At 73.5% G+C, this 20,788-nt stretch carries 19 protein-coding genes; 5 read left to right on the top strand and 14 right to left on the bottom strand.

Annotation, left to right across the window (positions count from 1 at the left end; translation table 11 throughout):
• Positions 1-38: 38 nt before the first annotated feature.
• The 3 genes from thyX to ACN27J_RS32010 all read right to left on the bottom strand — a co-directional run bounded on the left by thyX (position 39) and on the right by ACN27J_RS32010 (position 2,793).
• Entirely contained in the window at positions 39-794 is a 756-nt protein-coding gene (gene thyX, locus ACN27J_RS32020; RefSeq protein ID WP_421371884.1) for an FAD-dependent thymidylate synthase, read from the bottom strand.
• A gap of 83 nt (positions 795-877) precedes the next feature.
• Positions 878-1,456, bottom strand: coding sequence for a DUF2752 domain-containing protein (locus ACN27J_RS32015; RefSeq protein WP_421371883.1), 579 nt, complete (start codon positions 1,454-1,456; stop codon positions 878-880).
• 89 nt (positions 1,457-1,545) lie between these two features.
• Complete coding sequence (locus ACN27J_RS32010) at positions 1,546-2,793, bottom strand: winged helix-turn-helix domain-containing protein (protein ID WP_421371882.1); 1,248 nt, start codon at positions 2,791-2,793, stop codon at positions 1,546-1,548.
• 163 nt (positions 2,794-2,956) lie between these two features.
• Between ACN27J_RS32010 and ACN27J_RS32005 the strand changes: the two genes are divergently transcribed.
• On the top strand, positions 2,957-3,235 hold the full coding sequence (locus ACN27J_RS32005) for a YggT family protein (protein ID WP_278167998.1): 279 nt from the start codon (positions 2,957-2,959) through the stop codon (positions 3,233-3,235).
• A gap of 51 nt (positions 3,236-3,286) precedes the next feature.
• On the opposite strand, the gene ACN27J_RS32000 is transcribed toward ACN27J_RS32005, so the two are convergent.
• The 5 genes from ACN27J_RS32000 to ACN27J_RS31980 are packed head-to-tail and all read right to left on the bottom strand — an operon-like array spanning position 3,287 to position 8,451.
• Positions 3,287-4,855: an AMP-binding protein gene (locus tag ACN27J_RS32000; RefSeq protein WP_421371881.1), complete on the bottom strand. Its 1,569-nt coding sequence runs from the start codon at positions 4,853-4,855 to the stop codon at positions 3,287-3,289.
• On the bottom strand, positions 4,852-5,316 hold the full coding sequence (locus ACN27J_RS31995; protein ID WP_421371880.1) for a MaoC family dehydratase: 465 nt from the start codon (positions 5,314-5,316) through the stop codon (positions 4,852-4,854). The genes ACN27J_RS32000 and ACN27J_RS31995 overlap by 4 nt, the downstream gene beginning before the upstream one ends.
• Entirely contained in the window at positions 5,313-6,485 is a 1,173-nt protein-coding gene (locus tag ACN27J_RS31990; protein WP_421371879.1) for an acyl-CoA dehydrogenase family protein, read from the bottom strand. Before ACN27J_RS31990 ends, ACN27J_RS31995 begins: the two co-directional genes overlap by 4 nt.
• A gap of 24 nt (positions 6,486-6,509) precedes the next feature.
• Positions 6,510-7,268, bottom strand: coding sequence for a 3-oxoacyl-ACP reductase FabG (fabG, locus tag ACN27J_RS31985; RefSeq protein WP_421371878.1), 759 nt, complete (start codon positions 7,266-7,268; stop codon positions 6,510-6,512).
• Between the two features lie 13 nt (positions 7,269-7,281).
• Positions 7,282-8,451 carry an acyl-CoA dehydrogenase family protein gene (locus ACN27J_RS31980; RefSeq protein WP_421371876.1) on the bottom strand — a complete coding sequence of 390 codons (1,170 nt, stop codon included), beginning with the start codon at positions 8,449-8,451 and terminating at the stop codon, positions 7,282-7,284.
• Between the two features lie 95 nt (positions 8,452-8,546).
• Here ACN27J_RS31980 and ACN27J_RS31975 point away from each other — a divergent pair, with 95 nt between their 5' ends.
• Genes ACN27J_RS31975 through ACN27J_RS31965 form a run of 3 tightly spaced genes read left to right on the top strand, consistent with a single transcriptional unit; the run spans position 8,547 to position 11,788 of the window.
• Positions 8,547-9,212, top strand: a complete 666-nt coding sequence (locus ACN27J_RS31975; RefSeq protein ID WP_421371875.1) for a TetR/AcrR family transcriptional regulator — start codon at positions 8,547-8,549, stop codon at positions 9,210-9,212.
• A 42-nt stretch (positions 9,213-9,254) separates the two neighbouring features.
• Positions 9,255-10,673 carry an aldehyde dehydrogenase family protein gene (locus ACN27J_RS31970; RefSeq protein WP_421371874.1) on the top strand — a complete coding sequence of 473 codons (1,419 nt, stop codon included), beginning with the start codon at positions 9,255-9,257 and terminating at the stop codon, positions 10,671-10,673.
• Positions 10,670-11,788 (top strand): alcohol dehydrogenase catalytic domain-containing protein, encoded by a 1,119-nt coding sequence (locus tag ACN27J_RS31965; RefSeq protein ID WP_421371873.1) that lies wholly within the window; start codon positions 10,670-10,672, stop codon positions 11,786-11,788. The genes ACN27J_RS31970 and ACN27J_RS31965 overlap by 4 nt, the downstream gene beginning before the upstream one ends.
• An 81-nt stretch (positions 11,789-11,869) precedes the next feature.
• Here the strand turns inward: ACN27J_RS31965 and ACN27J_RS31960 are convergent, their stop codons facing one another.
• From ACN27J_RS31960 to ACN27J_RS31935, 6 genes are all read right to left on the bottom strand, one after another.
• Positions 11,870-14,731 (bottom strand): LuxR C-terminal-related transcriptional regulator, encoded by a 2,862-nt coding sequence (locus tag ACN27J_RS31960; RefSeq protein ID WP_421371872.1) that lies wholly within the window; start codon positions 14,729-14,731, stop codon positions 11,870-11,872.
• A gap of 48 nt (positions 14,732-14,779) precedes the next feature.
• Positions 14,780-15,400: a TetR/AcrR family transcriptional regulator gene (locus ACN27J_RS31955; protein WP_278167988.1), complete on the bottom strand. Its 621-nt coding sequence runs from the start codon at positions 15,398-15,400 to the stop codon at positions 14,780-14,782.
• A 93-nt stretch (positions 15,401-15,493) separates the two neighbouring features.
• A complete protein-coding gene (locus ACN27J_RS31950; RefSeq protein WP_421371871.1) occupies positions 15,494-16,720 on the bottom strand; it encodes an acyl-CoA dehydrogenase family protein in 1,227 nt (408 codons plus the stop codon).
• Entirely contained in the window at positions 16,720-17,799 is a 1,080-nt protein-coding gene (locus tag ACN27J_RS31945) for a phosphotransferase family protein (protein WP_421371870.1), read from the bottom strand. The genes ACN27J_RS31950 and ACN27J_RS31945 overlap by 1 nt, the downstream gene beginning before the upstream one ends.
• The gene (locus tag ACN27J_RS31940) at positions 17,792-18,637 is read right to left on the bottom strand and encodes an SDR family NAD(P)-dependent oxidoreductase (protein ID WP_421372648.1); all 846 of its coding nucleotides are present in this window, start codon (positions 18,635-18,637) and stop codon (positions 17,792-17,794) included. Before ACN27J_RS31940 ends, ACN27J_RS31945 begins: the two co-directional genes overlap by 8 nt.
• Before the next feature lie 11 nt (positions 18,638-18,648).
• A complete protein-coding gene (locus tag ACN27J_RS31935) occupies positions 18,649-19,419 on the bottom strand; it encodes an SDR family oxidoreductase (RefSeq protein WP_421371869.1) in 771 nt (256 codons plus the stop codon).
• 148 nt (positions 19,420-19,567) lie between these two features.
• Between ACN27J_RS31935 and ACN27J_RS31930 the strand changes: the two genes are divergently transcribed.
• Positions 19,568-20,776 (top strand): acetyl-CoA C-acetyltransferase, encoded by a 1,209-nt coding sequence (locus ACN27J_RS31930; protein WP_421371868.1) that lies wholly within the window; start codon positions 19,568-19,570, stop codon positions 20,774-20,776.
• Positions 20,777-20,788 lie beyond the last annotated feature (12 nt).

The raw sequence follows: 20,788 nt of genomic DNA, 5'->3' as shown, positions 1-20,788 counted from the left end.
GCACCGCGTTCTCAGCGCTGGTGGTGCGGGCCGGCGGCCTACTCCCCCTGCCGGGTGTACGGGCTCGCGGCGACCTCGCTGCCGTCGGCCAGCCGGCTGATCTCGAAGTCGGCGAAGACGCTCGGCGCCACCCGCTGCAACTGCCGCAGGCACTCCACCGCCAGGTCGCGGATCTCCACGTCGGCGTGCTCGGTGGCCCGCATCCCGATGAAGTGCCGCCACGCACGGTAGTTGCCGGTGACCACGATCCGGGTCTCGGTGGCGTTCGGCAGCACCGCCCGGGCCGCCTGGCGGGCCTGCTTACGGCGCAGCGTCGGGTTGGGTTCGTCGACGAACCGCTTCTCCAGGCCCTCCAGCAGCTCGGTGTAGGCCCGCACGCTCGCCTCGGCGGCGGCGACGAACTGCTGGTGCAGCTCGGGATCCTCGGCGATCACCGCCGGCTCGACCATGGCCGCGTCGCGCTCCGGCACGTACCGCTGGGACAGCTGAGAGTAGGAGAAGTGCCGGTGCCGGATCAGCTCGTGGGTCAGCGACCGGGAGATCCCGGTCAGGTAGAACGTGACACTGCCGTGCTCCAGCACCGACAGGTGCCCGCTGTCCAGGATGTGCCGCAGGTAGCCGGCGTTGGTGGCGGTCGCCGGGTTGGGCTTGCGCCACGACTGGTAGCAGGCCCGGCCAGCGAACTCGGCCAAGGCCTGGCCACCGTCGGCGTCGGTCGACCAGTCGACGTCGGCGGGCGGCTGGAACTGGGTCCAGGCGATCAGCGTGACCTGCGGCGACACGATTTCCGGCATTTCTCGGACTCTAGTTGCCGGCCGGCACCACGGGCAAACACAGCCCTCCCGCTCGGGCCGGCCCGCTGGGCAGGCCGCGGTGGTCAGACGTAGAACCAGCTGAACGGCTCCCACGGCAGGTTGCGCAGCACCGAGAACGCCAGCCAGACGCCCAGCGACCAGCCGACCGCCGTCGGGCTGAGCGACAGCTGCGGCAGCCGCCAGCGGAACAGTTGCTGGCCGACCCAGGCCAGGTAGACGTAGAGCAGGAACGGAACGGCGAAGACCACCAGCAGGTGGTGCCGGGCGGCAGCGCCGAGATCACCGTTGAGCAGGTACCAGACCGCCCGCGTCCCGCCGCAACCTGGGCAGTCCAGCCCGGTGGTCAGCTTCAGCAGGCAACTGGGCGCCGCCTCCGCGCTGCTGGTCGTCGGATCGGTGATCACCGTGTAACCGGCGGCCGCGCCGATACAGCCGAGCACCGCCAGCGGGGCCAGCCAGCGCGGCGATCGGGCCCAGAGCCGGTTGACCAGGCGGGTGAACCGGTCCGGTTGGGCCTGCGGCTGGTACGCGTACTGCTGGTGATGGTGGGAGTGATCGTCCGGGTAGGGACCGGCGTCGCCGGGCGGTGCCGGACCGTCACCGACGGGCCGTTGCACCGCCACGCCGTCTGGACCCGCCATCCGTCATGCCTCCCTCGATGCCGATCGTCCCACCGTACACCGGCCAGTCCCGCCGGCTCAGTCAACGACCACGCCGCGTACCCGCCCGGTCAGCCAACGACCACGCCGCGCGTACCGGCGGCGGGCAACGCCCGGGTCAGCGGGCCGGCCAGATCGCCGGCGGCCGGCACCGCGACCTCGGACAGGCCGAGCCAGCCGGCCAGCCGGGTCAGCTCGCCGGCCAGGGCGGTCGCGGTCCGCTCCGGATCGGTCGTGGTGTCCGGCACCGGCCAGGCGGCCGGCACCCGCAGCACCCCGGCGGCCCGGTCCGCCTTGAGGTCGACCAGCGCGGTCAGCCGGTCGCCTTCGAGAAACGGCAGTACGTAGTAGCCGTGCACCCGCTGCGCGGCCGGTACGTAGATCTCGATCCGGTACCGCAGCCCGAACAGCCGCTCGGTGCGGGCCCGCTCCCACACCACCGGGTCGAACGGGCTGAGCAGCGTGGCGGCGCGGATCCAGCGCGGCAGCCGGGCCTGGTGGTGCAGGTAGGCGGTCTGCGACCAGCCCTGCACCCGGACCGGGCGCAGGATGCCGTCGGCGACCAGGTCGGCGACGACCGGCCGGACCGCCGCCGCCGACAGCCGGAAGTAGTCACGCAGCTCCGGCTCGGCGGCCACGCCGAGGCAACGGGCGGCGATCTCGATCAGTTGCCGGTGCGCCTGCGCCTCGGTCGGTGTCGGCGCGGCGACGACCCGGGGTGGCAGCACCCGCTCCGGCACGTCGTAGCGGCGGGCGAAGGTGCTGGTCCGCCCGGCGGAGCTGATCTCGCCGGCCCAGAACAGGTACTCCAGGGCGGTCTTGACCGCCGACCAGTTCCACCCCCAGTTGCCGCTCGGCCGGGCCGTTTCCTGCTCGAGCTGCGCGGCGGTGACCGGGCCGCGCTCGCGGACCTCGGCGAGCACCCGCTCGACCAGCTCCGGCTGCTCGACGGCGATGCGTCGGATGCCGCCCCAGGCGTCGTCGCGGGCGCGGGCCATCCGCCAGCGCAGCGCCGGCTGCAGGTCGACCGGGATCAGCGACGCCTCATGGCCCCAGTACTCGAACAGCTCCCGGGGGGCGTGCCCGGCGGCCCGGTCCAGCAGGTCGGTCGGGTACGGACCGAGCCGGCTGTACAGCGGCAGGTAGTGGGCGCGCTGCAGGACGTTGACCGAGTCGATCTGGATCAGACCGACCCGGTCCAGCACCCGGCGCAGGTGCCGACGGGTCGGCACCCCGGTCGGCGCGGGATCGGCGAAGCCCTGAGCGGCCAGGGCGATCCGGCGGGCCTGGGCGAGCGAGAGACTGTCTGGTGCGGGCATCGCCAGGCAAGCTACCGCCCCGGTACGACATTTTCCGGCGGTGCCGGGTGGCCCGGTAGCCAAGCGCGGTTGATCGCCTCGTCCGCCCCGGCGATTCTCAGCGACCACACACGGTCGCCAGGCATAGTGGAACGCTCACCGGTCGTCCTGGAGGTCTGCCCCGATGGGTCCCCTGCTCGCACTTCTGAGTCTGCTACTGCTGGTCTTCCAGTTGCTGCTCATCGCCCGCGCGATCCTCGACTGGAGCACGGTGCTGGCCGGGCCGAGCCCGCGTGACTCGCTCCGCTCCCGCGCCACCGCCGCTTTGCACACGGTGACCGAGCCGGTGCTGGCCCCGGTCCGACGGGTGCTGCCGCCGCTGCGCGTCGGCGGCGCCGCCATCGACCTCTCCTTCATCGTCGTCTTCGTCGCCATCGCGCTGATCCGGGCGTTGCTGCCGTGACCCGGCCACCGGTACGGCGGTCCCGGTCGGCGACCGGGACCGCCGTACCGGTCAGCCCTGGTCCGCCCGGTCGACCGCCATCTCCTGGCGCATCGACTCCCGCAGCTCGCGTTTGCGCACCTTGAGGCTGGGTCCGAGCGGCAGCGAGTCGACGTACCGCACGATCCGGGGATACTTGTGCCGGCCGAGGTGGCCACGCGCCCAGTCGACCAGCTCGGCCTCGGCCGGCACCGGGCCGGCGGTGCTGTCCGGCACGACCACCGCGCAGATCTCCTCGCCGTGCCGGGCGTCGGGTACGCCGACGACCGCGACCTGGCCGACCGCCGGATGTCGGGCCAGGACCTCCTCGACCTCCCGGGGATAGACGTTGAAGCCACCCCGGATCACGATCTCCTTCTTCCGGTCGACGATGAAGACGAACCCGTCGGCGTCCTTGCGACCGAGGTCGCCGCTGCGGAACCAGCCGTCCACGATCGCCTCCTCGGTGGCTTCGGGACGGCCGAGGTAACCCGCGAAGACGTTGTGTCCCCGGATCACGATCTCACCGAGCTCGCCGACGCCCAGCAGTTCGATCCGGTCCGCCAGCTCCGCGCGGGCGATCTCCACCTCGACCCCCCAGACCGGGTGCCCGACGCTGCCCGCCCGGGTGCCGGACCACGGCTGGTTGGTGGTGGCGGTCGGGGAGGTCTCGGAGAGCCCGTACCCCTCGTAGATGGTCGTCCGGAACGCCGTGTTGAAGCGGTCCAGGACCGTGGTCGGCAGTGCCGCCCCGCCGCTGATGCACAACCGCAGGCTCGGCAGCACCTCCCGGTTCCGGGCGGCCTCCAGCAACGCGATGTACATCGTCGGCACGCCGTGGAAGACGTCCACCCGTTCCCGGACCATCAGGTCGAGCGCGGCCGGGCCACTGAACCGGCTCAGCAGCACCAGGGTCGCGCCGACCCGGAAGGTGCCGTTCATCGCGACGGTCTGGCCGAAGCTGTGGAACAGCGGCAGGCAGCCGAGGACCACGTCGCAGGCCCGGGCCTCGTTGGCGTCGAAGGCGTTGACAGTCGCGTTCATGACCAGGTTGAGATGGGTGAGCAGGGCGCCCTTGGCGGTGCCGGTGGTCCCACTGGTGTAGAGGACCACCGCCGGGTCCGCCGCGGACCGGGTCCGGTACGAGGGCAGTGGTGCCAGGCCGTCACCGACGTCCTCCAGCCGCCGCAGGTCCGACCCGGGCGCCGCCGGTCCGACCGTCACCCCCTCCACCCCGGCGAGCGTGGCCGCGGCGGCACCGAGCGCCAGCAGCGCGGTGTGGCAGACCACCAACGTGACGCCGCTGTCGCGCAGCACGTACCCGGCCTCGTCCGGGGTGAGCAGCAGGTGCACCGGCACGACCACCGCGCCGGCCGCCAACGCCGCGTAGTAGACGCGGGGGAAGTCGGCCACGTTGGGGGCGAACAGCGCGATCCGGTCGCCGGGTCGCACGCCCAGCTCGGCCAGGGCGGCGGCGTGGCAGCGGGCCTCCAGCCACAGCTCGGCGTAGGTGATCCGGGACGCCCCGTCCACCACCGCGACGGTGTCCGGGTGCCGCCGCGCGCTCTCGGCCAGCACGGCGGCCAGCGACAGGGCGGTCACCGGGACGCTCCGGTCAACAGCCGACTCACCGTCTCGGCGACGCAGACCGGTTTGCCTGCGGTGTCGGCGGTCACGGTCACCGCCATGACCACCTGAACGCCGCCGTCCACCGGGTCGACCGCGGCGATGACGGCCTCGGCCCGTACGGCGGATCCGGTGCGGACCGGAGCCGGGAACCGGACCTTGTTGAGCCCGTAGTTGACGGCCATCCGCACTCCCTTCACCTGGTAGAGCCGGCGCATCAGGACCGGGATCAGCGACAGGGTGAGGAAGCCGTGGGCGATCGTGCCGCCGTACGGCCCGTCGGCCGCCCGTTGTGGGTCGAGATGAATCCACTGATGGTCGTCGGTGGCGTCGGCGAACCCGTCGACCCGGGTCTGGTCGACCGGGAACCAGTCCCCCGGGCCCAGCGATTCACCCACGGCCGCGGCCAGGTCCTCAATGGTGGCGAAGGTCCTCATGCCAGATGCCCTCCCAACATGGTGTAGCCGCGCAGCAGGTCGCGGGCGATGATCAGCCGTTGCATCTCGTCGGTGCCCTCGAAGATGCGGTAGAGCCGGACCAGCCGGTACCACCGCTCGATCGGCAGCTCACGGGTGTAGCCCATGCCGCCGTGGATCTGCAGCACCCGGTCCACCACGCGGTTGACCATCCCGGCGCCGTAGAGCTTCGCCATGGAGGAGGCGTGGCGTGGGTCGAGACCCGCGTCGACGGTCCAGGCGGCCCGCAGGATGAGCCAGCGGGCGGCCTCCAACTCGGTCTCCGAGTCGGCGATCATCCAGCTGATCGCCTGGTTGTCCCCGATCGGTCGGCCGAAGGTGTGCCGGGTGGTGGCGTGGTCGATCGCCATCCGCAGGGCCCGTTCGGCGATGCCGACGGCGTGTGAGGGGATGGTGTAGCGCCCCTTGCCGATCCATTCCATGCCCAGCCGGAACCCCTCGCCGACCGCGCCGAGCACGTTGCGGCCCGGGACCCGTACGTCGTCGAAGATCAGCGCCGCCGGGCCGCCCTCGCCCATCGTGGGGATGAACTCCGAGCGCCACCCCATCGACCGGTCCACCAGGAACGCGGTGGCCCCGCCGGCGCGCACGTCGCGTTCGGGATCGGTCACCGCGACGACGATGGCGAAGTCCGCCTCGTTGCCCCCGGTGATGAAGGTCTTCTCCCCGTTGAGCACCCAGTCGTCGCCGTCGCGGCGGGCGCGGAACCTGATGTTCGCCGCGTCGGAACCGGCGCCCGGCTCGGTGATCGCGAAACAGCTGGCGCGCTCCCCCTCGATGGTCGGGAGCAGGTACTCGCGCCGCTGGTCGGGGTCGGCCCGGAACAGGATGTTGTCCGCCTCGCCGCCGAACCGGAACGGCACCACCGTCCGGCCGATCTCGGTCCAGATCAGCGACTGCATGACGGCCGGCAGGTCCATCCCGCCGTACTCCTCGGGGGTGGCCAGGCCCCAGAAGCCGAACGTGCGGGCCCGGCGCTGCAGCTCGCGCAGCTCGTCGCGGGTCAGCCCGGGCTGGTGCGCCCGCTCGCGGCGCAGCAGCTCCGACTCCAGCGGCACCACCTCCCGGGTGATGAAGTCCCGCGCCGTGTCCCGGATCGCCCGTTCCTCAGTGGATAGTCCGAAGTCCATGTCCGCTCCTTCGCTGCGCCGGGTCTAGCGGGCGCCGCCGTTGACGTAGAGGGTCTGCCCGGTGACGTACGAGGCGTCGTCGCTGGCCAGAAAGGCGATGACCGAGGCGATCTCGGCCGGCTGGGCGACCCGGCGCAACGGGATCTGCTCGGCGGCCCGCTGCTGGTGGGCAGCCGGGTCGCTGCCGGTGCGGACCGCGGTGGCCGCGGTCATCGGGGTCGCCACGTACCCCGGCGCGACCGCGTTGACCGCGATGTCGAACGGGCCGAGTTCCAGCGCCAGGGTGGCGGTGAGTCCCTGTACCCCGGCCTTGGCCGCCGCGTAGTTGGCCTGGCCCCGGTTGCCCAGCGCGGATCGGCTGCTCAGGTTGACGATCCGGCCGTACCGGGCGGTGACCATCTGCCGCTGGGCCGCCTGGCAGCAGAGGAACATGCTGGTCAGGTTGGTGGCGAGCACCGCGTCCCACTCCTCGACCGGCATCTTGAACAGCAGGTTGTCGCGGGTGATACCGGCGTTGTTGACCAGCACGTGCAGGCCGCCGAAGGTCTCCACGACCTGCGTGGTCATCGCCTCCACCGCGTCGGCGTCGGTGACGTCGCAGCCGATCGCGACGGCCCGGCCACCGGCTGAGGTGATCTCGTCGGCGACGGTCCTGGCGCCATCGGCGGCGAGGTCCACCACGGCCACGGCGGCTCCTTCGCCGGCGAGCCGGTGCGCGGTCGCCGCGCCGATGCCCTGGGCGGCTCCGGTCACCACGGCGGTGCGGTCGGTGAATCTGGACATGGTGCTCCCTGGTTCAACTGGTGGACGGTGGGTGCGAGAAGGCGTTCACGCCGGTGAGGGCGCGGCCGATGAGCAGTTCCTGGATCTGGCTGGTGCCCTCGTAGAGGGTGGTGACCCGGGCGTCGCGCAGGTACCTGCCGACCGGGTACTCGTCGATGTAGCCGTACCCGCCGAGCACCTGGATCGCGTCGTTGGCCGCGTCGACCGCCGCCTCGCTGGCGAACAGTTTGGCCATGGACGCCTCGGTGGCGAACGGCTCACCCCGGTCGATCAGGTCGGCGACCCGCCAGACCAGCAGCCGGGCGGCATCGGTCCGGACCGCGATCCCGGCGAGCAACCGTTGGACCAGCTGGTGTCCGGCGATCGGCCGACCGAACTGGGTCCGCTGGCCCGCGTGACGTACCGCCGTGTCCAGGCAGGCCCGGGCGAGGCCGACGCAGCCGGCGGCGACCGACATCCGGCCCTTGGTGAGGGCGGCGAGGGCGATCCGGAAGCCGCCGCCGACCGGGCCGAGCCGGTCTGCGTCGGACACCCGGACCCCGTCGAGGGCGAGCTCGGCGGTGGCCTGTCCACGCAGGCCGAGCTTGCCGTGGATCTCGCGGCGCTGCAGGCCGGGGGCGTCGGTGGGGACCAGGTAGGCGGTGATGCCCCGCGGGCCGGCCCCGCCGCTGCGGGCGAACACCAGGGCGACGTCGGCGGTGGTGCCGTTGCTGATGAACATCTTGCTGCCGGTCAGCAGCCAGTCGTCGCCGTCGCGCACGGCCCGGGTGGTCAGCGACGCGGCGTCCGAGCCGACGTCCGGTTCGGTCAGCGCGAAACAGCCCAGGGCCGTTCCGGCGCACAGCCGGGGCAGCCACCGGGTCCGCTGCTCGTCGGTGCCGTGGCTGGCGATGGTCTTGGCGACCAGGCCGAGGGTGACCGAGACGATGCCACGAACGGCGGCGTCCGCCCGGCCCAGTTCCTCCAGGACCAGGCAGTACGACAGGTGGTCGCCGCCGGATCCGCCGTAGGGCTCGTCGATGGTGAGGCCGAGGAAGCCGACCTCGCCGAGCTTGCCGACGATCGCCGGGTCGACCGCCTCCCGGCGGTCCCAGTCGGCGGCGTACGGCGCCACCTCGCGGTCGGCGAACCGCGCGGCGAGTTCGCGGAGCGCGGCCTGTTCGGCGGAGAGGCGAAGGTCCATGGGCATTAAACTAGCGCTGCAAGTTTTATTCCGTCCAGACCTGCTGTGGCAGAGTTCGTAACCGATCAGGAACCCGTCGCCCGAGGAGATCACCCATGCCACGGCCACGGCAGGCGCTGCTGAGTCGGGAACGGATCATCGAGACGGCAGCGGCGCTGATCGACGCGGACGGGCTGGCCGCGTTCTCCACCCGCCGCCTCGCCGCCGCGCTGGGGGTACGCGGCCCGTCGCTCTACAACCACTTCGCCACCAAGGACGAGATCGTCGACGCGGTGGTGGACAACGTCACGACCCGGGTGGATGTCTCGTTCTTCGGCACGCTGGACTGGCGGGAAGCGCTGCGCCGGTGGGGGTACTCGTACCGGGCGGCGCTCGCCGCCCATCCGAACATCGTGCCGCACCTGGCTCAGGGACCCGGCCGTCGACCGGCCTCGCTGGCGATGGCCGACGCGGTCTACGGCGGACTGGTAGCGGCCGGCTGGCCGCCGGCCCGGGCCACCCACATCGGTGCCCTGATGCGCTACTTCGTGACCGGTTCGGCACTCGGCTCGTTCGCGCGCGGCTTCGGCGAGGACCCGGCGTTCTACGCCGAGCAGTACCCGCATCTCGGCCAGGCCCACCGGCTCCCCGAACACCAGAGGCAGGTCGACGAGGGCGCCTTCGCCCTGGGGCTGGAGGCACTGATCGACGGGCTCGCCCGGACCTACGAGCGCACGGTCGGCCCGCTGCCGCCCCTGTCGCCGATCGACGAGACGTACTAGAGTCAAAAACTTGCAGCGCTAGTTTTTGCTCCGGAGGTCACGATGGTGGACGAACGGACCGACCTGTACCTCGCCGGAAGCTGGGTCACCGCCGCGACCCGGGAACGCCTACCGGTGCACGACCCCAACAGTGAGGAACTGATCGCCACCGTGCCGGGCGGCACGGCAGCCGACGTGGACCGGGCCGTCGCCGCCGCCCGCGCCGCCTTCGACGGCTGGGCCGACACCGCACCGCAGACGCGGGCCGCCTGCCTGCGCCGGCTGCACACCGCGCTCACCGCCCGCACCGAGGAGATCACGCACACGGTCGTCCGGGAAGTCGGCACCCCGCTGCGGATCGCCGCCCGCGTCCAGGTCGGCCTGCCGCTGACCGTGCTCGCGGGCTACGTCGAGCTGGCCGCCCAGCCGCCCCGGCCCGAGACGGTCGGCAACTCGCTGGTGCTGCGGGAACCAGCCGGGGTGGTCGGGGCGATCACGCCGTGGAACTACCCGCTGCACCAGATGATGGCCAAACTCGCCCCGGCGCTCGCCGCCGGATGTCCGGTGGTGCTCAAGCCGAGCGAACTGACACCGTTGGTGGCGTACCTGCTCTTCGAGGCGATCGACGAGGCCGGCTTCCCGCCCGGGGTGGTCAACCTGGTCACCGGCACCGGTCCGGAGGCCGGCGCGGCACTCGCCGCACATCCCGACGTGGACGTGGTCTCCTTCACCGGCTCGACCGCCGTCGGCCGGCACATCTGCCACCTGGCCGCCGACCGGATCGCCCGGGTCACCCTGGAACTGGGCGGCAAGTCGGCCAACGTGATCCTGCCCGACGCCGACCTGCCGACCGCCGTCCGGGTCGGAGTCGGCAACGCCCTGCTCAACTCGGGACAGACCTGCACCGCCTGGTCCCGGATGCTGGTGCACCGGGACCGGTACGCGGAGGCGGTCGACGAAGCCGCCCGGGTCGCGGACGGCTACCGGACCGGCGACCCGTTCGACCCCCGGACGCGGCTGGGTCCACTGATCTCGGCGACCCAGCGGGACCGGGTCCGCCGCCACGTCGAACGCGGCCTCGCCGACGGCGGCCGGCTGGTCGCCGGCGGGCCGGACGCCCCGCTGCCGGAGCGCGGCTGGTTCGTCGCCCCCACCGTGATCGCCGACGTCGACCCGGACGCCCACCTGGCCCAGGAGGAGGTCTTCGGGCCGGTGCTGGCGATCCTGCCGGTCGACGACGACGAACACGCCGTCGCGGTCGCCAACAACTCCCGGTACGGGCTGGCCGGCGCGGTCTGGTCGGCCGACGAGGAACGGGCGGTACGCGTCGCCCGACGGATCCGCACCGGCATGGTCGACATCAACGGAGGCGCGTTCAACCCGCTCGCCCCGTTCGGCGGCTACAAGCAGTCCGGTCTCGGCCGCGAATTCGGCACCTACGGGCTGGACGAGTTCCTGCAGACCAAGGCGATCCAGCGATGAGCGCCGGTCCGGCCGGCGACGTGGCGACGTCGGGATCCCCGGTACGGGCGGTGGTGGCCCGGGCTCCCGGGCAGCCGCCCCGGGTCGAGCGGATCACGCTACCGCCGGTCGGCCCCGGTCAGGTCCGGGTCGGTATCCGGGCCGCCGGTGTCTGCCACTCCGACCTGTCCATGATGAACGGCACCATCACGCCGGAGTACCCGCTCGTCCTGGGGCACGAGGCGGCCGGCGAGGTGCTCGAGGTCGCGGCGGGGGTCAACCGGGTCGCGCCCGGCGACCCGGTGGTGCTCAACTGGGCGCCACCGTGCCGGCGGTGCTGGTACTGCCAGCGCGACGAACCATGGCTGTGTGACCGCGCCGGTGCCGCCTCGGCACCCCGGGGACGCACCGCAGCCGGCGAGCAGCTGCACGTCACCCTCGGCCTCGGGGCGCTCGCCGAGGAGGTGGTCGTCGGTGAGCAGGCCGTCGTCGGGGTGCCGGCCGGGCTGCCGTACGAGGTGGCCGCGCTGCTCGGCTGCGCCGTGCTGACCGGAACCGGCGCGGTACGGCGTACCGCCGGGGTCCGGGACGGCGAGTCGGTCGCGGTGATCGGCCTCGGCGGGGTCGGCCTGTCGGTCGTCGCTGCGGCCCGGGCGGCCGGCGCGGCACCGGTGCTCGCCGTCGACCTCGCCGCCGCCAAGGCGGACCTGGCCGTCGCGGCCGGAGCCACCGACTTCCTGGTCGCCGACGCCTCGCTGACCCGGGCGATCCGGGCCCGCACCGACGGACGCGGCGTCGACCACGCCATCGAATGCGTCGGGCGGGCCGGCACCATCCGGGCCGCCTGGCGCGCCACCCGGCGCGGTGGCCAGGTCACCGTGGTCGGGATGGGGTCGGCCGACGACACCGTCGGGCTCTCCGCCCTGGAGATCTTTCATTCGGCCCGTACCCTGCGCTCCTCGGTCTACGGCTCCTCCGACCCGGACCGCGATCTACCCGCGTTGGCCCGGGATCTCCTCGCCGGCGACCTTGACCCGGCCGTCCTGATCACCGATCGCACCGACCTGGACGGTGCCGCGGCGGCGTTCGCCCGGATGGCCCGGGGCGAGGGCGCCCGCACCGTGGTCCTGCCCTGACCGCAGCAGGGCCTGCCATGGCCGCGCAGGGTCTGCCCTGACCGCGCAGGGTCTGCCCTGACCGCGCGGCGCCAGCCATGATCATGCCGGCGCCGGCCGGGCCGGGACGGTCAGGGCGCGGACCAGCTCGGTACGGGACCGGACGCCGAGCCGGACGTAGACGTTGCGCAGGTGGTGGTCGACGGTCCGGGTGGACAGGAAGAGCCGTCGGGCGATCTCCCGATTTGTCGCCCCCTCGACGACCAGTTCGGCGACCCGCAGCTGCTGCCCGGTGAGCAGCCCTGCCGCGCGCAACTCGCCCGGCAGGCGCAACTCGCCTGCCGCGCGCAACTCGGCGGCCGCCTGGTCGGCCCAGTCGGTCAGGCCCAGCCCGAAAAAGGTGTCGTGGGCCCAGTGCAGATGTTCGCGCGCGGCCCGGGGGTGCCGGGATCGGCGCAGTTCCCGGCCGAACAGCAGCTCCGTACGGGCCCGCTCGAACGTCGCGGCACCCACCGGGTGCAGCCGCAGCGCCGTGCGGTACCAGTCCTGCGCGGACTCGCCACCGCGTGGAGCGAGCAGTGCGTGGCAGCGGGCGGACAGCGCCCGTCGGACCGGGTTGGCGGTGCTGGCCGCCCACGCGTCGAACACCGCCAACACGTTCCGGGCCGTCCGACGTTGCCCGGGCAGCTGCGCGGCCGCCTCGATCAGGTACGGGGCGGCCATCACCTGCACCAGCACCTGTCCTCGGCCGGTGCCGGGGTTGGCCAGGCCCAGCAGCCGGGCCAGGGCCGGTTCGGCGTGCCCGGCGGTCAGCTCAAGCACGGCCAGTGCCCACTGGGCCAGAGCCTGCGGCCGGCTGCCCGGATCCGGGCCCTCCGTCAGCTCGCCCAGCTCCCGGATCCGGTCCAGGCAGCCGGCCCGGTCCGCGCGTACCGCCGACAACACGGCCAGCAGACCCAGGTGGATCGCGGCCCAGTTCTGCTGGCCGGTCGACCGCGCGGTCCGCAGCCCGTCGCGGGCGCTCGCGGCCGCCGCGCCGTGCCGGCCGAGCCAGTATTCGGCGCAGGCCCGCAGCTCCAACGCCCGGGGCAGACCCGAGTGCTCCCCACGGCCACGGGCCGCCTCGACCGCGTCGTCGGCCAGCCGGTGCGCCTCACGGTCGGCGGCGAGCAGGTGCGCGGCGGCTGCGGCGCAGTTCAACGCGGCTGGAGTCCGCTGCGGCCCGGTGAGCCGGATCCCGAGGTCGACCGCCCGGCGCAACGCGGGGACCGCGTGGTCGTGCGCGCCGCTCAGCGTCGCCGCCGTCGCGACAAGTTGGGCCGCCATCACCTCGACCTCGGGTGGGTCGTCCGCTCTGGTCAGCGCCTCGGCCCGGCGCGCCAGGTCGACGTAGCGGTACTGGTCACCGAGGTAGCCGATCGCCTCGCCCGCCCCGGACAGTGCCGCGACGGCCGACGCGCGGTCGTACGGAGCGAGCCGGTGGGCCGCCGCGAGCAGATCCGGTAACGCCCGCGTCGGCGCGCCGCACCGCAGTTCGATCTCCGCACGGAGCAGATCCGCCCGGCTGGCCGACGCCTCCCGACCAGCCGACACCTCCCGACCGGCCGACACCTCCCGACCAGCCGGCGCCTCGCGACCAGCCGGCGCCAACGGGTTGGTGGATGCCGGCAGGTCACGCAGGAGCTGACGGGCGCGCGCGGGTTGTCCCGCCGCCCAGGCGAAGCTTGCGGCTGCCACCAACCGGGCACCGCGGGCCGACTCGGGGCCGAGCCGGGCGGCCCGGTGCAGCGCGTACGCCGCGCTCGTGCGGTCCTCGCCACCGGCGAACGCCGCGCGTTCCAGCTCGTCGGCGAGGTCAGGGGCCGGCCCGGTGGTCGCCTCGGCGAGGTGGACGGCCCGGCGCAGCCGGTGCTCGGGTCGGTCGAGCAGCCCGGCGAGCAGCTGGTGCCCGGCGTGCCGCTCGGCCAACGGCGCGGTTGCCACAATCATGGCGCGGGCCAACCGCTGCGGGAAGGTCACCGTCTCACCGTCGACCCGGACCAGTCCGGCGTGCTCGGCCGGGGCGAGATCACCGACCCCGGTGCCGGTCGCCGCCGCCACCCGGGCCAGCAGCTGCTGGTCCGGACGCTCGTCGAGGGCTGCGACGAGCAGCAGTCGGCGGGTCCGGTCCGGCAGGTTCGCCAGTCGGGCACGGTAGGCGCGACCGAGGCCACCGTCGGCCGGCAGCAGGTCCGGCACCGGCTCGTCCCCGCGCAGCTGGCCGGGGCCAAGGGCGGCGGCCAGGTCCACCAGTGCCTGTGGGTTGCCGCCGCCGGCGGCGACCAGGGCGGTGAGCACGTGCCGCGGTACCGGCATGGGGAGGCGGTCGGCGAGGACGGCCCGGCTCTGGTCGTCGTCGAGTGGCCCCAGCCGGTGGCCCGGGACACCGGCGACACCGCAGGTCCCGGTGAGCACCCCGGCGACCGGGCGGCCGGCCAACCGGCGGGCGACGGCGGTGAGCACCTCGGCGGTGCCCGGGTCGCCCAGATCCAGGTCGTCGAACGCGTAGAGCAGGACACCGTCGGCCGCCACCACGGTCAGCAGCTCGCGTACGGCTATCGCCAGGGCGAGTCGTCGTTGCGGCGGACAGCCGTCACCGGCCAGCACCGCCCGCAGCAGCAGCCGGTGCCGGTCGGCCAGGGCGGCCACCTGGTCCCGGACCGGGTCGAGGAGGCGGTGCAGTCCGGCGTACGGCAGCGTGGCCTCGTCGGCGACGCCGGCCGAGATCAACAGGTGCCAGCGGCGGGGGCGGATCCGCCGGACGGCCTCGTGTAGTAGCGAACTGCGGCCGGAGCCCGGCTCACCGTGGAACAGGACGGCCGTCCCCTGGTGCTCGGCCGCCGCCGACAGCAGGCGGTCGAGGGCGCGACATTCCTCGACCCGCCCCCACAACCCAGATTTTTGCACTGGGGATGCAGTGAACATGAGGTCAGTGTCGCTGATGTGTAACCAACAGGAAAGAGCCGGGAAACATCAGGGTGAATCGGCGGAGCCGGTCGACAGCAACGCGCCAACCGTCCGGGTCATCACCGCCCGGGCCTGATCCACCCCGAGTCCGAGCCCGTCGCGCAGCATCGACCACGCCGACCACATGCTGGCGACCGTCACGGCCTGCACCAGCTGCTCGCGGCCCGCCCCCGCGCGGTCAAGCTCCACCGCGAAGAGCTGCTCGACCTCCGCCCGGACCCGGTCGATGTGCTTGAGCCGGTTCCGGTGCAGCTGCGGAGAGAGCGGCTCACGCATCTGCGCTGCCCGGGCCGACGGCGCGATGAGCTGCAACAACCGGGCCCGCTGCCGGCAGTACGCGTCCACCCGCTTGGCCAACGGCAGGTTCGGCGAGATCGGCCGGTACGCCGCCTCCTGCTGCCGCAGCACCTCCTCGCCACTGGCTTCGAAGAGGGTTTCCATGTCCTTGAAGTTGGTCCACAGGGTCCGCAGCGAGATCCCGGCCCGTTCCGCGATCCGTTCCCCGGTGGGCCGCAGGTCGCCCTCGGAGATCAGCGCCAGATGCGCCTCGACGATCGCCGCCCGGGTCCGCTCCGCCCGGGCGCTGCGCCCGTCGACCCGGCCCGGCGCCTCGGCGCCCCTGCCCATCACGCCTCCTTCGACACCCGCCGCCGGACCACCCGGCACTGCGTCACGCCCGTCGGAACCGGCCGGGCGCCCGGTGGGCTTCCCCGGCCGAGTCTAGACACGCCGCGCGTCGCCGCCGTGGCGCCGTAGTTCGCGCCGGGCCAACGACTGCCGGTGCACCTCGTCCGGGCCGTCGGCCAGCCGCAGCGTCCGGGCCCGGGCCCAGAACCGGGCCAGTACGATGTCCTGGCTGACCCCGGCCGCGCCGTGCGCCTGCACCGCCCGGTCGACGACCCATTCGGCCACCGCCGGCACCACGATCTTGATCCCCTGGATCTCGGTGTGCGCCTGCCGGTTGCCGACCGTGTCCATCAACCAGGCGGCCTTGAGGACCAGCAGCCGGGCCTGCTCGATCCGCACCCGGGCCTCGGCGATCCAGTCCCGGATCACTCCCTGGTCGGCCAACGGCCCGCCGAACGCCCGCCGGCCGGCGACCCGCCGGCACATCAGCTCCAACGCCCGCTCGGCCATCCCGAGCAGCCGCATGCAATGGTGGATCCGGCCCGGCCCGAGCCGGGCCTGGGAGATGGCGAAACCGGAGCCCTCCACGTCGATCAGGTTCGCCGCCGGCACCCGTACGTCCACGAAGTCGATCTCGGCGTGGCCGCCGTGCTCCCGGTCCTCGTACCCGTAGACGGACATGCCCCGGCGGACCGTGACGCCCGGGGTGTCCCGCTCCACCAGCAGCTGGCTCTGCTGCCGCCGCACGGGCGCGGCCGGATCGGTACGCCCCATCACGATGAACAGCTCGCAGCGCGGGTCCATCGCCCCGGTCACGAACCACTTGCGACCGTTGACCACGTACGTCTCACCGTCGCGTTCGATCCGGGTGGCGATGTTGGTCGCGTCCGACGAGGCCACCGCAGGCTCGGTCATCGCGAAGGCCGACCGGATCCGACCGTCGAGCAGCGGCACCAGCCAGCGTTCGCGCTGCTGCGGGGTGCCGAACCGGGCCAGCAGCTCCATGTTGCCGGTGTCCGGCGCGGCGCAGTTGAGCGCGGCCGGTGCCAGCGAAGGCGACCATCCGGTGAGCTCGGCCAGCGGGGCGTACTGCAGGTTGGTCAGGCCGGCCCCGTACTCGCCGGGCAGGAACAGGTTCCACAGCCCACGGCGCCGGGCCTCGGCCCGCAGCCGGTCCAGCACCGGCGGCGGCTCCCACCGCCCGGGTGCCTCCCGCACCTGACGCTCGAACTCCTCCTCCGCCGGGTGGACCCACCCGGTCATGAAGTCGCGCAGCTCGGCCAGCAGCCGGGCGGTCGTCTGGTCGTAGCCGAAGTCCATCAGCGCCTCGCCAACTCGCGTAGTCCCTGGGCGACCAGCGGAAGCACCCGCTCACCGACCGTGTCAAATCCCTCGCCGACGGTCTGGCCGCGTACGTAGCGGTAGTGGACGCCCTCGAGGATGACGGCGAGCTTGTACGCACCGAAGGCGAGGTACCAGGGCAGGTCGTCCAGGGACCGGCCGCTGCGTCGGGCGTACCGGGCGGCCAGCTCGTCGGTGCCGGGCTGCCCCGGCACCCGGACCCGCCCGGCGTGCACCAGGGTCAGCCCGAGGTCGGTCAGCGGATCCCCGAGGGTGGACATCTCCCAGTCCAGCACCGCCCGGATCGGACGCCGACCGCCCGGCGTACCCCCGACCGGACCGTGCCCCCCGACCGGACCGTGCCCCCCGACCGGACCGTGTCCGCCGGCCGGACCGACGTCCGCCCGCAGATCGCCCACCACCACGTTGTCCGCCCGCAGGTCGCCGTGCAGCACGGTGCCGGGCCCGGCGGTCGGTACGGACGCGGCCAGCCGGGCGTACAGTTCGTCGACGCCCGGCAGGTCCCGGCTGCGGGAGGCGTCCAGTTGCCGCTTCCAGCGGCGCACCTGCCGGGCGGCGAAGCCGACCGGGACACCGAAGTCAGCCAGCCCCACCCCGGCCGGGTCGATCGCGTGCAGGTCGGCCAGGGTGTCGACGAGTGCCAGGGCCAGCGTGCGGACCCCCGCCGGCCCGAGCCGGGCCAGCTCCGCTCCGGTGCGGTGGACCGGCCCCGGCACGAACTCCATGAGGTAGAAAGGCGCACCGACCGGGCCGGGATCCGGGCAGTGGTGCAGTATCGCGGGGACCGGCACCGCCGTGGTCGCGAGTGCCCGCAGCACCCGGACCTCCCGCCCCATGTCGTGCGCGGTGGCCAGGACGTGTCCCAGCGGCGGACGACGGAGGACCAGCGTCCGTCGCCCGTCGCTGACCCGGTAGGTCAGGTTGGACCGACCGCCCGCGATCACCTCGCCGGTCAGCGCCCCGCCGAACAACCCCGGCCCGGCCCGGTCGAGGTGGGCGGCGAGCCGGGTCAGGTCCAGGCCCGGCAGCTCAGTCATCGGCCGCGCCGTCCGCTACTCGCGGCACCACACCGTCCGCCGGTCGCGGCACCGCACCGGGCAGGTCACCGCGTCGCTCCAGCTCCCGCTGCGCACGGTTCATCGTCCGCAGCCAGCGCTGCGGATCGGCGGCCCGGCGGGCGTGGTACGTGGCGACCTCCGGATGTGGCAGGACCAGGAACCGGTCGTCGGTCAGGGCCTCTCCGACAGCGTCGGCGACCTGCTCGGGGGTGACGGCGTCGTCGTCGAGCTGGGCGGCGGCCCGGTCCCCGCCGGCCGCCAGCATCGGGGTGCGCACCCCACGCGGGCAGAGCAACTGGACGGTCACACCGCGGTGCGCGTAGGTGGCCCGCAACCACTCCGCGTAGCCGACGGCGGCATGCTTGGTCACCGAGTACGGAGCGTTGCCGAGCATGGTGAGCAGGCCGGCGGCGGAGGCGGTGACGAGCAGTCGGCCCCGGCCGGCGGCGAGCCAGTGTGGGAGCAACTCCCGGGCGGCGTACACGTGGGACATCACGTTGACCTGCCAGGCGCGGTGCCAGACCTCGTCGGTCGGCTCCCCCGGGCCGCCGCCGGCGACACCGGCGTTGCCGCAGTACAGATCGATGCCGCCGAGGCGTCGTCGGGCATAGCCGACCAGGGCGGACACCGCCGCCGGCTCCGCCACGTCGGCGGGGAAGGCCGCCGCGCCGAGTCGGGTGGCGACGGCACGCACGGCGTCGGAGGCGATGTCGTTGACGACGACCCGGGCGCCGCCGGCCACGAACCGGGCGGCCAACGCGGCACCGATGCCGGACCCGGCACCGGTCACCACCACCCGCGCACCGGCGACGGCCAGTCCCGGTCCGCTCACCCGGTGGTCCGGCTGGCCAGCGAGATCCCGCCGTCCACAACCAGGGTCTGGCCGGTGATCCAGGCCGCGTCGGCCGAGGCGAGGAAGGCGACGGCACCGGCGACGTCGGTCGGCTCGCCGAGCCGACGCAGCGGGTACGCCCGGGCGACCTCCTCCTCCCGCCCTTCGTAGAGGGCGGCGGCGAACCGGGTCCGGACCACGGCGGGGGCGACGGCGTTCACCCGCACCGACGGGGCGAGTTCGACGGCGAGGCTGGCGGTGAGGTGGTTGACGGCGGCCTTCGTCACGCCGTAGAACGCGATGCCCGGCGACGGCCGCAGCCCGGCGATCGACGAGACGTTGACGACGCAGCCGCCCCGGTCGGTCATCCCGGCGGCGCAGACCTGCTGCACCCAGCCGAGGGTGCCGAGCAGGTTGACCTCCAGCAGTTTGCGGGCGGCCGCCAGGTCGAGCCCGGCCAGCGGGCCGTGGACCGGGTTGATCCCGGCGTTGTTGACCAGGACGTCCACCGGCCCGAAGGTCTCGGTGACCTGGCGTACCGCGGCGGCGCGGTGGTCCGGATCGTCGGTTCCGCCGGGGACCGCCACGGCGTGATCCGGACCACCGAGGGCGGCGACCGCCTCGTCCAGGGCGCCGGCCCGCCGGGCGGTGAGGCCGACCCGGGCGCCCTCGGCGACCAGCCGGCGGGCGATGGCCAGCCCGATCCCGCGGCTGGCCCCGGTCACCAGCGCGACCCGCCCGGAAAGCCTGCCGCAAGCTTCACTCATAGTGCGGATAGTACGAGAGGGACCTTCACCTCGTCAACAATGAGATATCCCATCTGTACAGCCACCAAGCGGCCGCCAGACGCATTGACTTCTAGACAAGATAGAAGCACTGTCAGTGCATAAATAGCGCCACGCGAAGGAGTCTGCCATGCCCGACGCAGTGATCGTCGCCGCCGCCCGCTCACCGATCGGGCGGGCCGCCAAGGGTTCGCTGCGGGACCTGCGCCCGGACGACCTGGCCGCCGCCATCGTCCGGGCCGCACTCGACCAGGTCCCCGAACTGCCCGCCGACCAACTCGACGACCTGATGCTCGGATGCGGGCAGCCCGTCGGCGAGCAGGGACACAACCTCGCCCGGGTGGTCGCCACCCTGCTCGGCCACGACCAACTGCCCGGCACCACCGTCACCCGGTACTGCGCCTCGTCCGTGCAGACCACCCGGATGGCCCTGCACGCCATCCGGGCCGGCGAGGGCGACGCATTCATCTCCGCCGGCGTGGAGTGCGTGTCCCGGTACCCCGAAGGGCAGCCGGACGTCACCAACCCGGCGTTCGCCGGGGCACGGGCCCGTACCGCGGAGCGGGCCGGCGCCGACGCCCCGCCCTGGCGGGACCCGCGCGACGACGGCGCGCTGCCCGACGTCTACATCGCCATGGGACAGACCGCAGAGAACGTGGCCCGGCTGCGCGGGGTCAGCCGGCGACGCCAGGACGAGTTCGCGGTCCGCTCGCAGAACCGCGCCGAGCAGGCTGCCGCGAGCGGGTTCTGGGCCCGGGAGATCACCCCGGTCACCGTGCCCGACGGTACGGTGGTCACCGCCGACGACGGGCCACGGCCCGGCGTCACCCTGGACGCGGTGGCCGCGCTGGCCCCGCGGTTCCGTCCGGACGGCACGGTCACCGCCGGCAACGCCTGCCCGCTCAACGACGGGGCCGCCGCTCTGGTGATTCTGTCCGACACCCGGGCCCGCGACCTCGGCATCCGGCCGCTGGCCAGGATCGTCGCCACCGGTCTGAGTGGACTCTCGCCGGAGATCATGGGTCTGGGGCCGGTGGAGGCGTCCCGGCGGGCGCTGGCCCGGGCAGGCATGTCCATCGACGACATCGACCTGGTGGAGATCAACGAGGCGTTCGCCGCGCAGGTGGTGCCGAGCGCCGAGGAGTTGGGAGTCGACTGGGACCGGCTCAACGTCAACGGCGGCGCGATCGCGGTCGGACATCCGTTCGGCATGACCGGTGCCCGGCTCACCACCACGATGATCAACTCGCTGCGCTGGCACGACCGGCAGACCGGGCTGGTGACCATGTGCGTCGGCGGCGGCCAGGGCATGGCCCTGATCATCGAGCGGCTGGCCTGACCGCCGCCGCAG

The organism is Solwaraspora sp. WMMB762 (genome assembly GCF_049179115.1).
Classification (GTDB): Bacteria; Actinomycetota; Actinomycetes; order Mycobacteriales; family Micromonosporaceae; genus Micromonospora_E.
This window is presented reverse-complemented; position numbering and strand designations above follow the sequence as displayed.

Coding starts and splice junctions, on each gene's coding strand:
- thyX (WP_421371884.1), bottom strand. CDS start 794: ATGCCGGAAATCGTGTCGCCGCAGGTCACGCTGATCGCCTGGACCCAG.
- ACN27J_RS31955 (WP_278167988.1), bottom strand. CDS start 15,400: ATGGGCAGGGGCGCCGAGGCGCCGGGCCGGGTCGACGGGCGCAGCGCC.
- ACN27J_RS31930 (WP_421371868.1), top strand. CDS start 19,568: ATGCCCGACGCAGTGATCGTCGCCGCCGCCCGCTCACCGATCGGGCGG.
- ACN27J_RS31975 (WP_421371875.1), top strand. CDS start 8,547: ATGCCACGGCCACGGCAGGCGCTGCTGAGTCGGGAACGGATCATCGAG.
- ACN27J_RS31970 (WP_421371874.1), top strand. CDS start 9,255: ATGGTGGACGAACGGACCGACCTGTACCTCGCCGGAAGCTGGGTCACC.
- ACN27J_RS31995 (WP_421371880.1), bottom strand. CDS start 5,316: ATGAGGACCTTCGCCACCATTGAGGACCTGGCCGCGGCCGTGGGTGAA.
- ACN27J_RS31935 (WP_421371869.1), bottom strand. CDS start 19,419: ATGAGTGAAGCTTGCGGCAGGCTTTCCGGGCGGGTCGCGCTGGTGACC.
- fabG (WP_421371878.1), bottom strand. CDS start 7,268: ATGTCCAGATTCACCGACCGCACCGCCGTGGTGACCGGAGCCGCCCAG.
- ACN27J_RS32010 (WP_421371882.1), bottom strand. CDS start 2,793: ATGCCCGCACCAGACAGTCTCTCGCTCGCCCAGGCCCGCCGGATCGCC.
- ACN27J_RS32005 (WP_278167998.1), top strand. CDS start 2,957: ATGGGTCCCCTGCTCGCACTTCTGAGTCTGCTACTGCTGGTCTTCCAG.
- ACN27J_RS31950 (WP_421371871.1), bottom strand. CDS start 16,720: ATGGACTTCGGCTACGACCAGACGACCGCCCGGCTGCTGGCCGAGCTG.
- ACN27J_RS31965 (WP_421371873.1), top strand. CDS start 10,670: ATGAGCGCCGGTCCGGCCGGCGACGTGGCGACGTCGGGATCCCCGGTA.
- ACN27J_RS31980 (WP_421371876.1), bottom strand. CDS start 8,451: ATGGACCTTCGCCTCTCCGCCGAACAGGCCGCGCTCCGCGAACTCGCC.
- ACN27J_RS31960 (WP_421371872.1), bottom strand. CDS start 14,731: ATGTTCACTGCATCCCCAGTGCAAAAATCTGGGTTGTGGGGGCGGGTC.
- ACN27J_RS31990 (WP_421371879.1), bottom strand. CDS start 6,485: ATGGACTTCGGACTATCCACTGAGGAACGGGCGATCCGGGACACGGCG.
- ACN27J_RS31945 (WP_421371870.1), bottom strand. CDS start 17,799: ATGACTGAGCTGCCGGGCCTGGACCTGACCCGGCTCGCCGCCCACCTC.
- ACN27J_RS32015 (WP_421371883.1), bottom strand. CDS start 1,456: ATGGCGGGTCCAGACGGCGTGGCGGTGCAACGGCCCGTCGGTGACGGT.